11 protein-coding genes are annotated in these 15,450 nt (G+C 67.0%); 9 read left to right on the forward strand and 2 right to left on the reverse strand.

From position 1 onward, the window contains the following. Positions 1 to 227: 227 nt before the first annotated feature. The 6 genes from Q9Q40_00400 to Q9Q40_00425 all read left to right on the forward strand — a co-directional run bounded on the left by Q9Q40_00400 (position 228) and on the right by Q9Q40_00425 (position 7,449). The gene (locus tag Q9Q40_00400) at positions 228 to 821 is read left to right on the forward strand and encodes a helix-turn-helix domain-containing protein (protein MDQ7005671.1); all 594 of its coding nucleotides are present in this window, start codon (positions 228 to 230) and stop codon (positions 819 to 821) included. Position 822: 1 nt separating this feature from the next. Then, complete coding sequence (locus Q9Q40_00405; protein ID MDQ7005672.1) at positions 823 to 2,169, forward strand: TolC family protein; 1,347 nt, start codon at positions 823 to 825, stop codon at positions 2,167 to 2,169. Next, positions 2,166 to 3,311, forward strand: a complete 1,146-nt coding sequence (locus Q9Q40_00410) for an HlyD family secretion protein (GenBank protein MDQ7005673.1) — start codon at positions 2,166 to 2,168, stop codon at positions 3,309 to 3,311. The genes Q9Q40_00405 and Q9Q40_00410 overlap by 4 nt, the downstream gene beginning before the upstream one ends. Then, positions 3,308 to 4,906, forward strand: a complete 1,599-nt coding sequence (locus tag Q9Q40_00415) for a DHA2 family efflux MFS transporter permease subunit (GenBank protein MDQ7005674.1) — start codon at positions 3,308 to 3,310, stop codon at positions 4,904 to 4,906. The genes Q9Q40_00410 and Q9Q40_00415 overlap by 4 nt, the downstream gene beginning before the upstream one ends. A 272-nt stretch (positions 4,907 to 5,178) precedes the next feature. Next, positions 5,179 to 5,991: a hypothetical protein gene (locus tag Q9Q40_00420; GenBank protein MDQ7005675.1), complete on the forward strand. Its 813-nt coding sequence runs from the start codon at positions 5,179 to 5,181 to the stop codon at positions 5,989 to 5,991. 402 nt (positions 5,992 to 6,393) lie between these two features. Continuing rightward, positions 6,394 to 7,449: a hypothetical protein gene (locus Q9Q40_00425; protein MDQ7005676.1), complete on the forward strand. Its 1,056-nt coding sequence runs from the start codon at positions 6,394 to 6,396 to the stop codon at positions 7,447 to 7,449. Between the two features lie 141 nt (positions 7,450 to 7,590). On the opposite strand, the gene Q9Q40_00430 is transcribed toward Q9Q40_00425, so the two are convergent. Continuing rightward, positions 7,591 to 8,895 carry a replication-associated recombination protein A gene (locus Q9Q40_00430; protein MDQ7005677.1) on the reverse strand — a complete coding sequence of 435 codons (1,305 nt, stop codon included), beginning with the start codon at positions 8,893 to 8,895 and terminating at the stop codon, positions 7,591 to 7,593. Positions 8,896 to 8,979: 84 nt separating this feature from the next. Here Q9Q40_00430 and Q9Q40_00435 point away from each other — a divergent pair, with 84 nt between their 5' ends. The 3 genes from Q9Q40_00435 (at position 8,980) to Q9Q40_00445 (ending at position 13,500) form a co-directional block, all read left to right on the forward strand. Further along, the gene (locus Q9Q40_00435) at positions 8,980 to 9,672 is read left to right on the forward strand and encodes an SDR family oxidoreductase (protein MDQ7005678.1); all 693 of its coding nucleotides are present in this window, start codon (positions 8,980 to 8,982) and stop codon (positions 9,670 to 9,672) included. A 92-nt stretch (positions 9,673 to 9,764) separates the two neighbouring features. After that, entirely contained in the window at positions 9,765 to 11,573 is a 1,809-nt protein-coding gene (locus tag Q9Q40_00440) for a DNA topoisomerase IV subunit B (GenBank protein MDQ7005679.1), read from the forward strand. A gap of 22 nt (positions 11,574 to 11,595) precedes the next feature. Then, a complete protein-coding gene (locus tag Q9Q40_00445; GenBank protein MDQ7005680.1) occupies positions 11,596 to 13,500 on the forward strand; it encodes a DNA topoisomerase IV subunit A in 1,905 nt (634 codons plus the stop codon). Between the two features lie 17 nt (positions 13,501 to 13,517). On the opposite strand, the gene Q9Q40_00450 is transcribed toward Q9Q40_00445, so the two are convergent. Beyond that, the gene (locus Q9Q40_00450) at positions 13,518 to 15,449 is read right to left on the reverse strand and encodes a response regulator (protein MDQ7005681.1); all 1,932 of its coding nucleotides are present in this window, start codon (positions 15,447 to 15,449) and stop codon (positions 13,518 to 13,520) included. Position 15,450: the final 1 nt, after the last annotated feature.

Genomic DNA, 15,450 nt, shown 5'->3' on the forward strand with positions numbered 1-15,450 from the left:
CCCCGTGGGAGAGCAAGAGCGGGGCCAGTTTGAACCCGCGCTCGGGCGCGGAGTTTGGGGACGAGGCGTCCGCATGCGGACAGGTGCCGCGGACAGGGTCCGGACACCCCCGGCGGCTTGCGCCCCCCCCCGGCCCCCGGGGCCACGGGGTACATTCTTCGCTCCACGGTGGGGGGGATGCCTTCGGGCTTGACCGGCTGGAGTTTCGATTTTAAACTTTGACCATCATGGTCAAAGAGTCAAAGCAGAGACTATCCCGCCAGCGCATCCTCCGCGTCGCCCGCCGGCACTTCGGCCGCTACGGCTACCGGCGCACCAGCCTCGCCGGCATCGCCCGGGAGCTGGGAGTGGTCAAGGGGGCCCTCTACTACTACGTCCCGGGAGGCAAGGAAGAACTTTTCGACGCGGTGCTGGCCGCCGAGGAGCAACGGCTGCTCACCGCGATGACCCGCGCGGTCGAAACCCAGGAAGATCCCCGGGCCGCCCTGCGGGCCGCCGTGGAGGCCAAGCTCGCCGCCTTGTCCCAACTGCGTGAAACCCTGGACATCCCCCGGGAGGTGGGCGAGGAGATCTCGGCTCTCGTCCAATCCCGACAAAGGGCCTTCGCCCAGGCCGAGCGGCGGCTTTTCGAGAGTCTGCTGCGGCGGGGGGAAGATGCCGGAATCTTCCGGCGGATCCGTCCCCGCCGCCGGGCTGCCGAGGCCCTGCAGGCCATGGTCCGCGCCCTGGAACTACCCATGGTGTTCGGCACCGAAGACGGCCCGGTCTCGGCGATCCACATCCTCTTTGAAATCATCTTTCGCGGTCTCGAGGAACGATGAAATGCGCACTCTCCCGCTGACTCGAACCCTGTTCCTGCTCGTCACCGTCACCTTCTCCGCCGCGGCCGGCAGCCCGGCGCAGACCCTTCCGCTCGACGAGCTGATCGCGCAGGCCATGGAGGGGCCCGCCCTGCGGGCCGCCCGGGCGAGGATCGAGCGGGCCCGGGCCGGCGAGGCCCTCGCCGTCGCACCCCGCCGGCTGCAGGCAGGCCTCGAGGCGCGGGCGTGGCAATACGCCTCGACCGTCGGCTTCGTCCTCCCGGCGACGCTGGCGGGCCCTCTCGGCGGAGCTTCGATGGGGGTGCCCATCGCCGATCGGCGTGCGGAAAGCATCGCCCTGGTCGCCGACCAGTTGCTGTGGGACGCCGGCCGCAGCGCCGCCGCCCTGCGGGCCGCACGCCGGGAGAGCCGGGCCGCCAGGCTCGAACAAGCCGCCGTGCGGCGCGCGGTGCGCTGGCAGGTGCTCGCCGCCGCCACGGCCTGGCAGCAGGCCCTCGCAACCCGCCAGGCCGCCGAGGCCACGGTCCGCAGCCGCCAGGCCCTGGTCGAACAAGTCGAGGCCTTCGTCCGTCATCAACAGGTGCCACGGGCGGATCGGCTCCAGGCCCAGGCCGCCGCCGCCGAGGCCCGGCACCGCCTGGCCGGCGCCCGGGCCCAGGTGGCGGCGGCCCGCGCGCGGCTCGCCGCCCTGGTCGGCCGGCCGATCCCCGAGGGGGCCCGCCCCGGCTGGCCCGAGCTGCCGGCCCTGCCCGAGGGCGACGCCACGGCCCTGGCCGCCGAGGCCCTCGAGCGACGCCCGGTGGCCCGTGCTTTTCAGGCCCGGGCGCGCGCCGCCGCCGATTCGGCCCAGGTGGCGCGGCGCAGCCGCCGCCCCGAACTTCATGCCCAGTTCACGGCCTCCCGCAACGACGACGCCCTGCTGCTCCATCAGGCCAACGCCCAAGTGACCGTTGCTCTGCGCTGGCCGCTGCTGACCGGAGGCCGTGCCGCGGCGGCGGCGCGCCAAGCCGAGGCCGTGCGCACCGAGATGGAAGCGCTCGCCGAGCAGGCCCGACGCCGCATCGTGCAGGAGGTACAGCAGACCCTGGCCGAAGATGCGGCCGCCGCCGCGCGTCTCGAAGCGGCCCGGGCGGCGCTCCGGGCCGCCGAGCAGGCCCTCGAAGTGGCGCGCAGCCGCTACCGGGAAGGTCTGATCAGCGGCCGGGAGTTGCTCGACGCCGAAGCCGACGCCACCCGGGCCCGAGAGATGGATGCCGTGGCCGGCAGCACGCGCATCGCCGCGCGCATCGCCGCACGCCTGGCCCTGGGCCTGCCCACCACCGACAGCGAAGGGAGGATCACCCCATGAATGATCGTCCGCAGAAATCGTCTCCCGCTCCCGCTCTTCCCCGCCCCCCCCGCCGCTGGTGGCGCTGGCTGCTGGTCATCGTGTCCGTAGTCGCGGTCATCGCCCTCGGAGGACCCTGGCTGGCCTGGCGACTGACCCACGTGGTCACCAACGCCGGTTTCGTCAAGGCCGAGATGACTCTCGTCGCGCCCGAGTTGCCGGGAAGGATCGAGCAGATCCACGTCGAGGAAGGCCAGTGGGTCCACCAGGGGGACGTGCTGCTGGAGATCGACCCGAGCAGCCTCGACGATCGCGTCAAGATGGCCGAGGCCGAGGTGGCGCACCTGCAAGGCAAGGCGGCCCGCTATCGGGCCAAGCTCGAGCTGGCCCGCCGGGAAGTGCCCGCCCACATCGAAGCCGCCGAGCAGGCCCTGGCCGCCGCCCGGCAGGCGGCGGTCCGAGCTCGGGCCCGGGAGAGCTTCCTCGCCCGCCAGAAAGAGCGCTTTGCCGGGCTGCTGGCCGACCAGGCCATCGGCCGGGCACGCTACGAGGAAATCGAAGCCCAGTGGATCGCCGCTCAGGCGGAGGTACGCGCGGCGGAGGCCGGCGTAGGGGCCGCCGAAGCCCGGCTCGACAGCGCCCGGGCCTCCCGATCGCGCATCGACGAGGCCTACGCCGGCTGGCAGGAGGCTCTCGGTGGCCTGGAAGCCGCACGCCGCGGACTCGACCTCGCCCGCCTGACCCGCGACAAGAGCGTGATCCGCGCACCCGGCGATGGCATCGTGGCAAGGGTCTTCCCCGAGCCGGGCGACATGGCCACGCCGGGACGCAGCGTGGTGGCCCTCTTCGACCCCGACAGCATTTACGTCGAAGCGCGTTTCGAAGAGACCAAGTTGCGCCACCTCCGGCCCGGCCAGCGGGTCACCCTCCAGCTCGACGCGCTCGGGGGCCGCACTCTCCACGGCCGGATACGCGTAATCCACCGGGCCGCAGCAGGGGAGTTCGCGCTGATCCCCCGGGACGTCACCGCCGGAGAATTCACCAAGCTGACCCAGCGCGTGCCGGTGGAAATCGACGTGGAAGACGATGCCCGGGAACTGGAGCTGATTCCCGGTACCTCCGTCAGGGTCGCCGCCCGCAAGGGGGGCGAGGACGACCGGTGAACACCTCGGCCTACAAGTGGGTCGCCGGCGCCCTGGTCTCGGTCGGTATCTTCGTCGCGCTGCTCGACACCACCATCGTCGACATCGTGCTGCCGAAGATGATGGCCAGTCTCGACGCCGACCTGCGTGGCATCCAGTGGGTGGTGATCGTCTATTTCATCGGTTCCGCCATCGCCATGACCGCCGCCTCGTGGCTCGCCGACCGCGTCGGCCCGCGCCGACTGTACCTGGCGGGCCTGTTGCTCTTCCTCGTCGCCTCGGTCTTCTGCGGGCTGGCCTGGAACCTGCCCGCCATGCTGGTCGGCAGGCTGATCCAGGGCCTGGGTGAAGGGATCCTGGTACCCGTGGGCCTGATCATCCTCTACACCGTGTTTCCCGAACGGGAGCACGGCACGGCCATGGGTCTCTACGGGCTCTCCGCGTCCTTCGCGCCGGCCCTGGGGCCGACCCTCGGCGGGCTCATCACCGAGCACCTGGAATGGCGCTGGGTGTTCTACATCAACCTGCCGGTGGGCCTGGTCACCGCCGTGCTGATCCTCGCGCTGATGCGGCCCCTGGGACGGCGGCGCCGGCGCAGCTTCGACTTCATCGGCTTCGCCCTGCTGAGCGTGGCCCTGTCGGCGCTGATCGTGCTGTTGGGCAAGGGGCAGGAGTTGGGCTGGAGCACATCGGACACCATCGTGATCCTCGGCGTGGTGACGCTCGTGTCGACCGTGGCCACCGTGGCGTGGCTGGCCTGGTCCCGCGTGCCCCTCTTCCCCCGCGCAATCTTCGGTCGTCGCGCCTTTCGAGTGGGCATGGCGGCGATGGTCCTGCTGTCGATCAACGCCTACGGTTTCTTCCTGCTGCTGCCGGTCTTCCTTCAGCGTCTGCGGGGCCTGACCACCTTGCAGGCGGGGCTGGTGCTGCTGCCCGGAGCCCTGCTCTCCGCGCTGACCACCCTCGCCTCGGGAATCGTCTCGGATCGAATCGACCCGCGGAAGGTGGGAGTGCTCTTCCTGCTGCTGACCGGCTGGGCCTCGTGGCATTTCGGCACCGATCCGGACACCCCGCTCTTCCGCCTGGTGCTGGACTACATGTTCTGGGGCGCCGCGGTGGGCGGCACCTTCGCGCCGGTCACCCTGGTGGCCCTCGGGCCCCTCGGTCGCGACGAGATCAACGATGGCTCGACCCTGGTCAACGTGGCCCGGCTGGCGGCCGGATCGGTGGGTACCGCCCTGGCCACCGCCACCCTCGCCGCCCGCTCCGACGCGTTCGCCCAGGTCACCCGCCACTTCCTCGAACCCGACCGCCCCGCCCTGGCCGCCACCGTCTTCGCGTTGACCGGGGCCGATCCCGCCGGGGGCAACCCCGATGCCATGCTGCGTGCGCTGACCATGGGTGAAGGCTTGCTCCGCCGCGCCACGACGGCCTGGGCTTTCGACGCGGTCTTCGACGTGCTGGCGGTGTTCATGGTCGCCGCGGCCGTGGCGCTGGCCCTGGCGTGGTGGCATCCCGAAGACGACGACACAACGCAACAGCCAAGTGCGCGAAATCCGAAATCCAGTACTCTAACGACAGCTGCCAGATTGGAACCAGGGCCGCCCCGCCCCTGAGTAGGAGTCTCCACAACACCTCAACGCCGAAGACGAGCACCGTTCGGAGCCGGGAGTTCCCAACAACCGAGGGTTTGGGGCCGGAACGCCACTGCTCGAGCCCCGCATCGTCCTCCACTCAGAACCCCGGTCCAAGTGGGTACCGCAAGCGGTCCACTGCAACTTTTACCGACACGAAAGGGAGCGAGATCGAGGCGAGCGCCGAATCAATCCCGCTCCGGATCCGCCCATTCGATGTCCGACTCCTCCGCGGCATGGAGCCTGGCGATGCGTTGGATCAACTCTTCCAGCGTCATCGTCGAGTCGATGGTCGGTCGACCACTCTTGGGCGGATTCGTTCCGACGTCGAAGTAGCGGACGACACTACGCGGCAGGACGTCCCCTGGGTCGCCCGGAACGTCGAGCGCGACTGCCGCCGCATCACACCGGCGAACCTGACTCGGCAACGACCGATCGAGCCGACCGGTCCGCGCGCGAAGATGGGCCACGGTCTTGGCAAAGTCGCCGCGCTCGAAGGGGATCCTCGTGAAGTTCTCTTCGCCGATGACGTGGGTCCCCAGCCGGACCCGCCGAAGGAGTACTGGCGGGAAGCTGCCTGTGGGTTCTACTGGACGGAGGGGCCTCGTGGACTCGGCTGGACCCCCGACGCCGTGCCTACCCTCAAAGGTGGCTCGTCTGTGGGAATCCCGTCACCACCTGCAATCGTGATGCCGGACGGCTGCATCGTCACACCCGACATCCGGGACGCGGAGCGGCTGCAAGGCTTCGAAGCGGGCTGGACGCAACCCGCGGAGGAGATCAAGAAACCGGGTTTTCGCTGGCGACTCGTCGGTAACGCGGTAACTGTCGATGCCGCCGCGTGGATCGGCGAGAGGTTGATTCGGCCCGGAGCCGACAACGACGTTCTCGACCTCCCGCTGCGCAAAGCGGGATCCTGGCCGACCGCAGCCTGGAACATGGGGGAGGGACGAATGATCCCGGTCGGCCTTTCGGAGTGGCCACTGGCAAGACCGCGGGCCCCGCTTGCCGAGTTTCTACCCCCCAGGGAGTCTGCTCTTGGGCGCAGCATGTCGTCTAGCCTCTGATCTCGCTGGAACAAAAAAGAGGTGTTGACAACTTGGGGGGGGTATATTTCGATCGCGATTGGTTGACGCCCCGACAAAGCTCAGCAATTCATTCTTGGAGCAACGGGCCACGCCGGGGGTCTCGAAATGACCTATCATAATGGGGAGAATTCCGAAGCGTCACCGGATCTGGACTGCGGTAGCCATCACCATCGTTCTGATGTTCACAACGGGTATGGCTTGGGGAGGCTGCTGCTCTCCCACCAGCAAGGGGGCAGTCTACAGCAAGGGACAGACCGACAAGAAGGCATGCGAGAATACCTACGGCAAACTCACGAGTAGAGACGAGTGCGAGGCGTCGATCGGCAAGGGTAAGGTCATAGTGACCGATTGAGAGACTGCACGATGCGAAGGAGAAAGGACATGAACATGCGACCGATCGTCGTCGTCGTCGCTCTGGCAGCCCTGTCCATGGCCAGCGCTGCGACGCTGGAAGCCGAGCTACAAGTTCCGCTGCACAACGCGCTCTCGTGGGCCCAGGATCTCGCCGTCGACGCGACGGGGAATATGTACGTCCTCGGTCGAAATGGTGACGATACCGGGTACGCAGTCTGGAAATACGCCCCCAGTGGGTCGCTCACGGCAACCCTTGCAGTAGAAACGCTCTCGACACCCGGTACTGCGCCGGGCCGAATCACCGTGACGGCATCGGGTCGAATCGTGATCTCGGAGATCTGCTGGACAGCCGAGTGCCGGGCCGCCCTGCTGGTGTTCTCGCCGGCGGGAAGCCTCGAGCGCGAGATCGTCACCCCGCGCGGAACGATCATCCAACTCGTGGGCCTCGGTGGCGAGCGCATCGCCGCGGCCACACACGAACTCGACGACACGTTTCACTTCGACCTGCACACGGTCGATGTGGGATCCGGTGTGATCGAGTCCTCGGCAACCGGTTTTGTCTCTTCGTTGGGCGTCAACAAGCTCTATACCCAGCGCGCCCTCGACGAAGACAACTGCCTGCGGGATCTCTACGTGACGCAGGCCCATGCGACGGAGCACGTCGTCGCCGGCTACTCCGGCCGCAACGCCTTCGGCATCTACGATCTCGAAGGCAATCTGGCCGGTACCTTCGCTCTGACGGCGTTTTCACCGCGGTCGCTATCGCTCGAGGCACAGTCCGAAGAGCAACAGGCGCAGGACATCGCCGTCACCCAGGGGCGTATCTACAACCAGGACACCACCTGCGGGTTTTTCTCTGGGCTGAGTATCGACGAAGAGGGCCGGACGGTCGTCACCGGACGGGGGATCGTAGAAGGACGCTACCAGAATGAACTGTACGACACTGGCGGCACGCTGGTGGAGATCCTCGAATCGCCCTTCGAACTCAACCACACCCTGGCATTCGTCGGCGGCAAGGCGTTCGGCATCTGTAATGTCGGCTCGAATACCTGGGCTCTGCTTCGGTTCCGGATCGTTCCTTGAGCAGTGGCGGCACGCGAGGGCTGTTGGGGCTGCCCCCGCTTCCAGATCGGGTAGCCACAAACAACTTCACGCGCCGACCTTCTGCCAGGCGACCCGGGCAGCCGTTTCAATGGGCAGGCGTGTCAGCGCCCGTCGCCCCTTTCAGCGACCTTTCTCACCCTGGCGACGCCACCACTCGAGGTAGGCGCGGATCCGGGACTCGTAACCGTGTTCCGAGGGCTCGTAGTACCGGCGCGGACCGATGGCTTCGGGGAAGTGGGACTGGCGGGCCGCCGCCTCCGGGTCGTCGTGGGCGTAAGCGTAATCCCTGCCATAGCCCAGTTCCTTCATCAGCCGGGTGGGAGCGTTGCGCAGGTGCAGGGGCACCGGTGCGTCGGGCAGCGACTCCACGTCCCGACGGGCCGCGCCCATGGCCTTGTAGACCCGGTTGCTCTTGGAAGCCGTGGCCAGGTAGACCACCGCCTGGGCGATGGCCGTATCCCCCTCGGGCATGCCGAGAAAGTGCACCGCCTGCATGGCGGCCACGGTCACCTGCAGGGCCCGGGGATCGGCGTTGCCCACGTCCTCGCTGGCGAAGCGCACCAGCCGCCGCACCAGGTAGAGCGGATCCTCCCCCGAGTCGAGCATCCGCGCCGCCCAGTACAGCGCCGCGTCGGGGTCGGAATCCCGCAGGGACTTGTGCAGGGCGGAGATCAGGTTGTAGTGCTCCTCGCCGGCCTTGTCGTAGCGGTGAGCGCGACGGGCCATCAGCTCGCCCAGGTCCCGCGCCCGCAGCGCGCCCTTCTCCGCGCTGGCGGCCAGCATCTCCAGCAGGTTCAGCGCCACCCGGGCGTCCCCGTCGGCCGCCGCGGCGATCGCCTCGACGACACCGTCTTCCACCTCGAGGGCGCGATCCCCCAACCCCCGCTCCCCGTCCTCGAGGGCCCGCCGGAGGAGTTGCTCGATCGCCGCCCCGGACAGGGGGCGCAGATCGAAGACCCGGCTGCGGCTGAGCAGGGCGCTGTTGATTTCGAAGCTGGGGTTCTCGGTGGTGGCGCCCACCAGCAGAATCGTGCCGTCCTCCACGTGGGGCAGAAAGGCGTCCTGCTGGGCCTTGTTGAAGCGGTGGATCTCGTCGACGAAGAGCAGGGTGCGGCGGCCCTCGACGGCCTGCCGCCGTCGGGCGCTCTCGACCAGGGCGCGAACCTCCTTGACCCCGCTGGTCACAGCGCTGAAGTCGACGAACTCAGCGTCCACCGTGGTGGCGAGCAAGCGCGCCAGGGTGGTCTTCCCCGTACCCGGGGGACCCCAGAAAATCAGCGACGAGCCCAGCCGCCCACTCTCGAGCAGCCGGCGCAGGGCCCGGCCCTCCCCGAGCAGGTGCTCCTGGCCGACGATTTCACCCAGGCTCCTCGGCCGCATGCGCTCGGCCAGAGGCGCGGGGGCCGGTGACTCGAACAGGCTCATGACCGCAGGATACGCTTTCGGCCCGCGGATCGCCCGGCGCCACCGGAGCCCTGCCTGTATAGTCTCCAAGCAGGGAGTCAGAACATGCCTACAGTGCTCGTGACCGGCGCCAGCCGGGGTCTCGGCTTCGAATTCGTCCGCCAGTACGCCGCGGAGGGCTGGCGGGTCGTGGCGACCTGCCGCCGACCGGAAGCCGCCGAACGACTCGGGGCCCTGGCCTCGCGCTCCCCGGGAAGCGTCAGCCTGCACTCCCTCGATGTCGCTTCTCCGGCGGCGATCACCGATCTCGCGGCGGAACTCGGCGAGACGGCCATCGACCTGCTGATCAACAACGCCGGCGTCTATCCCCCCGCCCTCCCGCTGGGGCAGATCGACTACCCCGCCTGGGAACAGGCCTTCCGCGTCAACACCCTCGCGCCGGTGAGAATGGTCGAGGCCTTCCTCCCGGCGCTGGCCCGCGCCCGGGCCCCCCGGGTCGCCAACATCACGAGCAAAATGGGCAGCATCGCGGACAACACCAGCGGAGGCTCGTACGCCTACCGGGCGAGCAAGACCGCGTTGAACATGGTCACCGCGAACCTGGCCCACGATCTGCGCGAGCGTGGCATCACCGTCCTGGGCCTCCATCCGGGGTGGGTCGCCACGGCCATGGGCGGCGCCGGGGCGCCTCTCGACGTCGAGACGAGTGTCGCCGGGATGCGCCGCGTGATCGCCGCCGCCAAGTCCGCACACTCGGGACGCTTTCTCGCATACGACGGCTCCGAGATCCCCTGGTAGGACGCCGATCGCCGCCCTTGACGAGGGCGAAGAGATTGAGCAAAGTGCGCGATGGAGCGGGCGCTCCCGCCGACAACTGGAGACGAACATCCGTGGCGAAGAACAACGTCGTCTACGATGAAAAGGCCATCAAGACCCTCGACGCCCTCGAACACATCCGCCTGCGTTCGGGAATGTACATCGGTCGCGTCGGGGACGGCTCCCACCCGGACGACGGTATCTACATCCTGCTCAAGGAGGTGATCGACAACGCCGTCGACGAGTTCATCATGGGCGAGGGGCGCAAGATCGACATCGTCCGCGACGGCGACACCGTGACAGTCCGCGACTATGGCCGCGGCATCCCCCTCGGTAAGGTCGTCGATTGCGTCTCGCGCATCAACACCGGCGGCAAGTACAACGACGACGTGTTCCAGTTCTCCGTCGGTCTCAACGGCATCGGCACCAAGGCGGTCAACGCCCTGTCGATGCGCTTCGAGGTCTGTAGCTGGCGCGACGGTCGCTTCAAGCGCGCCATCTTCGAGCGGGGCAAGCTGGGCGGCGAGAAATCCGGCCGCGAAAAAGAAAAAAACGGCACCCTCGTCCGCTTCACACCCGACCCGGAGATCTTCGGCGGATACCAGTGGAACGAGGAGTTCATCGCCCGCCGGCTGCGCTACTACGCCTACCTCAACCCCGGACTGACCCTCCGGTACAACGGAAAAACCTTCAAGAGCAAGGAGGGGCTCAAAGACCTGCTCGTCGAGGAACTGGGAGAGGTCGATCCCCTCTACGAAATCGCCAGAATCCGGCAAGACCGTTGCGAATTCGCCTTCACCCACACCAACAACTACGGCGAGAACTACTTCTCTTTCGTCAACGGCCAGTACACCAACGACGGAGGAACGCACCTGAGCGCCTTCCGCGAAGGACTGCTCAAGGCCGTCAATGAATTCGCCGGCAAGTCCTACACCGGGCCGGACGTGCGCGACGGCATCGTCGGCGCCATCGCCATCAAGCTGCAAGACCCCGTCTTCGAGAGCCAGACCAAGAACAAGCTGGGCTCCACCGAGATTCGCTCGTGGCTGGTCGGCCGGGTGCGGGAGGCGGCGCTGATTTGGCTGCACAAGAACAAGCCCGCGGCCAAGCGTTTGCTCGAGAAAGTGCAGGCCAACGAACGACTGCGCAAGGAACTGGCTTCGATCAAGAAGCAGGCCCGGGAGCGGGCGCGCAAGACCGCGATCCGCATTCCCAAGCTGATCGACTGCAAGTTTCACCGCGGAGACAAGGACCCTCGCGGTGAAGCATCGACGATTTTCCTCACCGAAGGAGATTCGGCGGGAGGGTCGCTGATCCAGGCGCGCAACGTCGACACCCAGGCGATCTTCACTCTCAAGGGCAAACCGCTCAACTGCCACGGGCTCAAGCGCGATGCGATCTACAAGAACGAAGAGCTGTACAACATCATGCGCGCCCTGGGCATCGAGGACAGCGTCGACGACCTGCGTTACAGCATGGTCGTCATCGCCACCGACGCCGACGTGGACGGGATGCACATCCGCAACCTGCTGATGACCTTTTTCCTCCGTTTCTTCGAGGAACTGGTGCTGCGAGGCCATCTCTACCTGCTGGAGACACCCCTGTTCCGCGTGCGCAACAAGAAGGAGCAGCGCTACTGCTACTCCGAAGCCGAACGAGATCGCGCCGCTCGAGAACTCAAGGGAGCCGAAGTGACCCGCTTCAAGGGCCTGGGTGAGATCTCTCCTTCCGAGTTCAAGCAGTTCATCGGCTCCGATGTCCGCCTCGTGCGGATCGACATCAAGTCGATGAGCGAAGTCGGCAAGGCCCTCGATTTCTTCATGGGGCGCAACACGCCCGAGCGACGCCGCTTCATCGAACGAAACCTCGTCGAGGTCGAATGACCTGCCACTCAAGAGGCCGCCCATGAATTACGTCGAGCCCGTGATGAGGAACAACTTCCTCGAATACGCGAGCTACGTCATCATCGACCGTGCCATTCCCGACCTGCGGGACGGCTGCAAGCCCGTCCAACGCCGTATTCTTCAAACCCTCTACGAAATGGACGACGGCCGCTTCCACAAGGTGGCCAATGTCATCGGCGAAACGATGAAGCTCCACCCCCACGGCGACGCCTCGATCGGTGACGCCCTGGTGGTGCTGGCCAACAAGGACTACTTCATCGAAAAGCAGGGAAATTTCGGCAACATTCTCACCGGGCATCCCGCAGCGGCGGCCCGCTACATCGAATGCCGCCTGACGCCCCTGGCCCGGGAAACGCTCTTCAACCCCGACCTGACCGACTGGAAGCCCTCCTACGACGGGCGCAAGCAGGAGCCGGTCTTCCTGCCCACCAAGATCCCCGTCCTGCTGCTGCTCGGCACAGAGGGCATCGCCGTGGGTATGTCCACGCGGATCCTGCCCCACAACCTGGGTGAACTGCTCGAGGCCCAGGTGGCGATCCTCGAAAAACGCGACTTCCAGGTGCTGCCCGACTTCCCCCAGGGCGGTCTGGCCGACTTCAGCGAATACGACGACGGAGTGGGCAAGGTACGGGTACGCGCACGCCTGCGGGCCACCCGGGACAGAAAAAAGATCATCATCGAAGAGGTCCCCTTCTCCACCACCACCGAGTCGCTGATCGCTTCCATCGAGGCCGCCGCCCAGAAAAACAAGGTGGCCGTCGCCTCGATCGAGGACCGCACCGCCGAACAGGTGGAAATCGTCCTCCATCTCCGGCGGGGCGCGTACAGCGACGAGGTGATCCCTCAACTCTGGGCCTACACCCACTGCGAGGTGGCGATCACCTCCAACCTGGTGGTGATCGATCAGCGTCGCCCCGTCCAGCGACGGGTCTCCGAACTGCTGGTCCAACTGACCAGGAACCTCAAACAACAGATCAAGGCCGAACTGGAACTGGAGATCGAGCGCCTGCTGGACCGGCAACATGCCCTGACCCTCGAACAGATCTTCGTCGAAAAGCGGGTCTACAAGCGCATCGAGAAGGCACGCACCCAGAAAGCGGTACGCGACCAGGTGATCGAAGGAATGAACGAGTACCGCGACCTGTTCATCCGCGACCTGGACGACGACGATGTGGGCCGCCTGCTGGCGATCCCGATTCGACGCATCTCGCTGTTCGACATCAACAAGAACCGCGCGGACATCGAGGAGGTCCTCGCCGGCCTGCGCTCGGCCCGTCGACGCCTGAAGAACCTGACCCGCACGACCATCGACTACCTCCACAGCCTGCACGAGAAGTTCGCGGCGGACCACCCCCGGCGCACCGAGATCACATCCTTCGCCACGGTGGACAAGCGGGAAGTCGCGGCCCAGAACCTCAAGCTGGCCTACAACCCGGACAGCGGCTTTTTCGGCAGCGAGGTGCGCGGCAAGAAGTGGCAATTCACCGTCAGCGAGTTCGACCGCATTCTGGCCGTCTCGGCCGACGGCTCCTATCGCATCTTCGCCCCGCCCCAGAAAAAGCTGCTGCCCGGCCGGGTGCTTTTGATCTGCACCTTCGACAACGAGCAGGGACAGGTACTGACGCTGGTCTACCGGGACAAGAAGAAAATCCCCTACGCCAAGAAGGTGCACATCAAGAGCTACATCAAGGACAAGGAGTACGAACTGATCCGCGGCCGCGAGGGGCGCATCGACAAGCTCTTCGTCGGCGAGCCCGACGTCAAGTTGCGCCTGGAATTCGTCCCGGCCAAGCGCCAGCGGATCCACGAGGCCACTTTCGACCTCGGCACACTCGACTTCTGCGGTCCCACCGCCCGCGGCACGCGCCTGGCCCCCAAACCCACGGCGCGCATCCGGCTGCTCTAGTTGCCCGGCGGACCGGCTCAAGCCACCGGCGCGGTGCGCGACGCGAGGACCTCGACCATGGCGTGGTAGAGCTTGGCCGGATGGATCGGCTTGGTCACGAAGCCGTCCATCCCGGCGGCCAGGCAGGCCTCGCGGTGCTGTTCCATGGCATGGGCCGTCAGGGCGATGATCGGCAGGTGCCCCCCTCGGACCTGCTCCTTTTCCCGGATCTTGCGGGTCGCCGTCAGCCCATCCATCGTCGGCATCTGAATATCCATCAGCACCAGGTCGAAAGGCTTCCGCGCGATCCGCCGCAGGGCGATCTCGCCGTTCTCGGCGATTTCGACCCGGTGCCCCTTGCGTTCGAGCAGCCGCTGAGCGAGCTGGCGATTGACGGGGTTGTCCTCCACGAGCAGAACCTCCAGCGGCCCCAACGCGTCCATCGCCGCTTCCAGTTCCGCCGTGGTGGACTGACCGTGGCGGAAGCCCCTGCGCTCCTCGGCGGGCACACGGGAGAGATTCACCGTGAAGTGGAAGCGGCTGCCCTCCCCGGGGGCGCTTTCGAGCCAGATCCGCCCCCCCATCACGTGTACGAGACGGGCGGCGAGGCTCAGGCCGAGGCCGGTGCCCCCATGAGCCCGCGTCATGTAGTCTTCCGCCTGCACGAAAGCCTCGAAAATGACTTCCTGCTCGTCGGGAGCGATGCCGACGCCCGTGTCCCGCACCTCGAAGTGCAGGCAGACCACCTCGGGTCCGCTCTCCTCGACGAAGACGTTGACCACGATTCCGCCTTCGCTGGTGAACTTCACGGCGTTGCCCAGGAGGTTGGCCAGGACCTGGGAAAGTCGGCTCGTGTCCCCGATGAGATGCTCCGGTACATCGGGTGCCACGTGCCGGCGGAAATCGAGCCCCTTTTCCTGGGCCGAGTAGGCCAGGGCCGAGATGCTCTCCTCGAACCAGCGCCGGAAAAAGAAGGGCTTCGAGTTGAGCTCGATACGCCCCGACTCGATACGCGAGAAGTCCAGGACGTCGTCGATGATCGACAGGAGCGAACGGGCGCAGTTCTTGACGATGCCGAGGTGGGCTCGCTGCTCGGAGCTCAGTTCGCTGCCCAGGGCCAGATCCGTCATGCCGATGATGCCGTTCATCGGCGTGCGGATCTCGTGACTCATGCTGGCCAGGAAATCGCTCTTGGCCTGGCTGGCCGCCTCGGCGGCTTCCTTGGCCCGTTGCAGTTCCGCCTGGGCCCGGCGGCGCTCTTCGTTCTCCCGGCGCAGGGCCGCCTCCCGCCCCTCGAGCCGGCTGAGCAGGATGAACAGCAGGGTCAGCGGCACCACCGCCATGGCCAGCATGGCGGGATGAAGCGCCCAGGACAGTGCCATCAGCGCCGAGAAGCAGGCCAGGACAGTCTCGTTGGTGAAGGCCGCGAAGGAGATCACACCGCTTTCGGCGGCCGTGCGCCCGGTCGCCAGCCGAATCACCACCAAGGTCATCACGACGCTCAGCGCCGCGCTCGCGGCGGCGCCCGCCAGAGCCGCCACCGCCACCCCCGGCGGCCCGTCGATCCGCGCGAGCACCAACCGGGCCACGCGCACCGCCAGCGCGATGCCGATGGTGATCTGGCCCAGGTTGTAGAGCCCGACCCCGAATTTCCGCCGGTGGGAAATCCAGTCCGAAACCGAGATGATCACCGCGACCGCCAGGACCAGGGGTGCCGGCACCAGGGGCACGAGGGCCTGGTAGGCCGCGGGAGCGAGGAAGATCGCCACCCGCCCGCCCGCCCGGCGGTCGACCTTGAAGGTCAGGGCGTTCCAGGCCAGGCCGAGAGCGAGAAAAACCAGGGAGGCCAACAGGTGGAAGGACTCGACAGCGGTGAGGTCGGACACCAGGTCCGCTGTGCAAACCACCGCCAGCGCCGCGCAGAATGCGACATACGCCTGCGTGGGCCGATTGAAGCCCTCCTTCCCCAAA

This window comes from Acidobacteriota bacterium (assembly GCA_030949985.1).
In the GTDB taxonomy this organism is placed as follows: Bacteria; Acidobacteriota; Polarisedimenticolia; order J045; family J045; genus JALTMS01.

Bases quoted from the DNA above. Each gene is read 5' to 3' on its own strand.
- Q9Q40_00400 (MDQ7005671.1), top strand. From the start codon at position 228: ATGGTCAAAGAGTCAAAGCAGAGACTATCCCGCCAGCGCATCCTCCGC.
- Q9Q40_00425 (MDQ7005676.1), top strand. From the start codon at position 6,394: ATGAACATGCGACCGATCGTCGTCGTCGTCGCTCTGGCAGCCCTGTCC.
- Q9Q40_00410 (MDQ7005673.1), top strand. From the start codon at position 2,166: ATGAATGATCGTCCGCAGAAATCGTCTCCCGCTCCCGCTCTTCCCCGC.
- Q9Q40_00435 (MDQ7005678.1), top strand. From the start codon at position 8,980: ATGCCTACAGTGCTCGTGACCGGCGCCAGCCGGGGTCTCGGCTTCGAA.
- Q9Q40_00405 (MDQ7005672.1), top strand. From the start codon at position 823: ATGCGCACTCTCCCGCTGACTCGAACCCTGTTCCTGCTCGTCACCGTC.
- Q9Q40_00445 (MDQ7005680.1), top strand. From the start codon at position 11,596: ATGAATTACGTCGAGCCCGTGATGAGGAACAACTTCCTCGAATACGCG.
- Q9Q40_00430 (MDQ7005677.1), bottom strand. From the start codon at position 8,895: ATGAGCCTGTTCGAGTCACCGGCCCCCGCGCCTCTGGCCGAGCGCATG.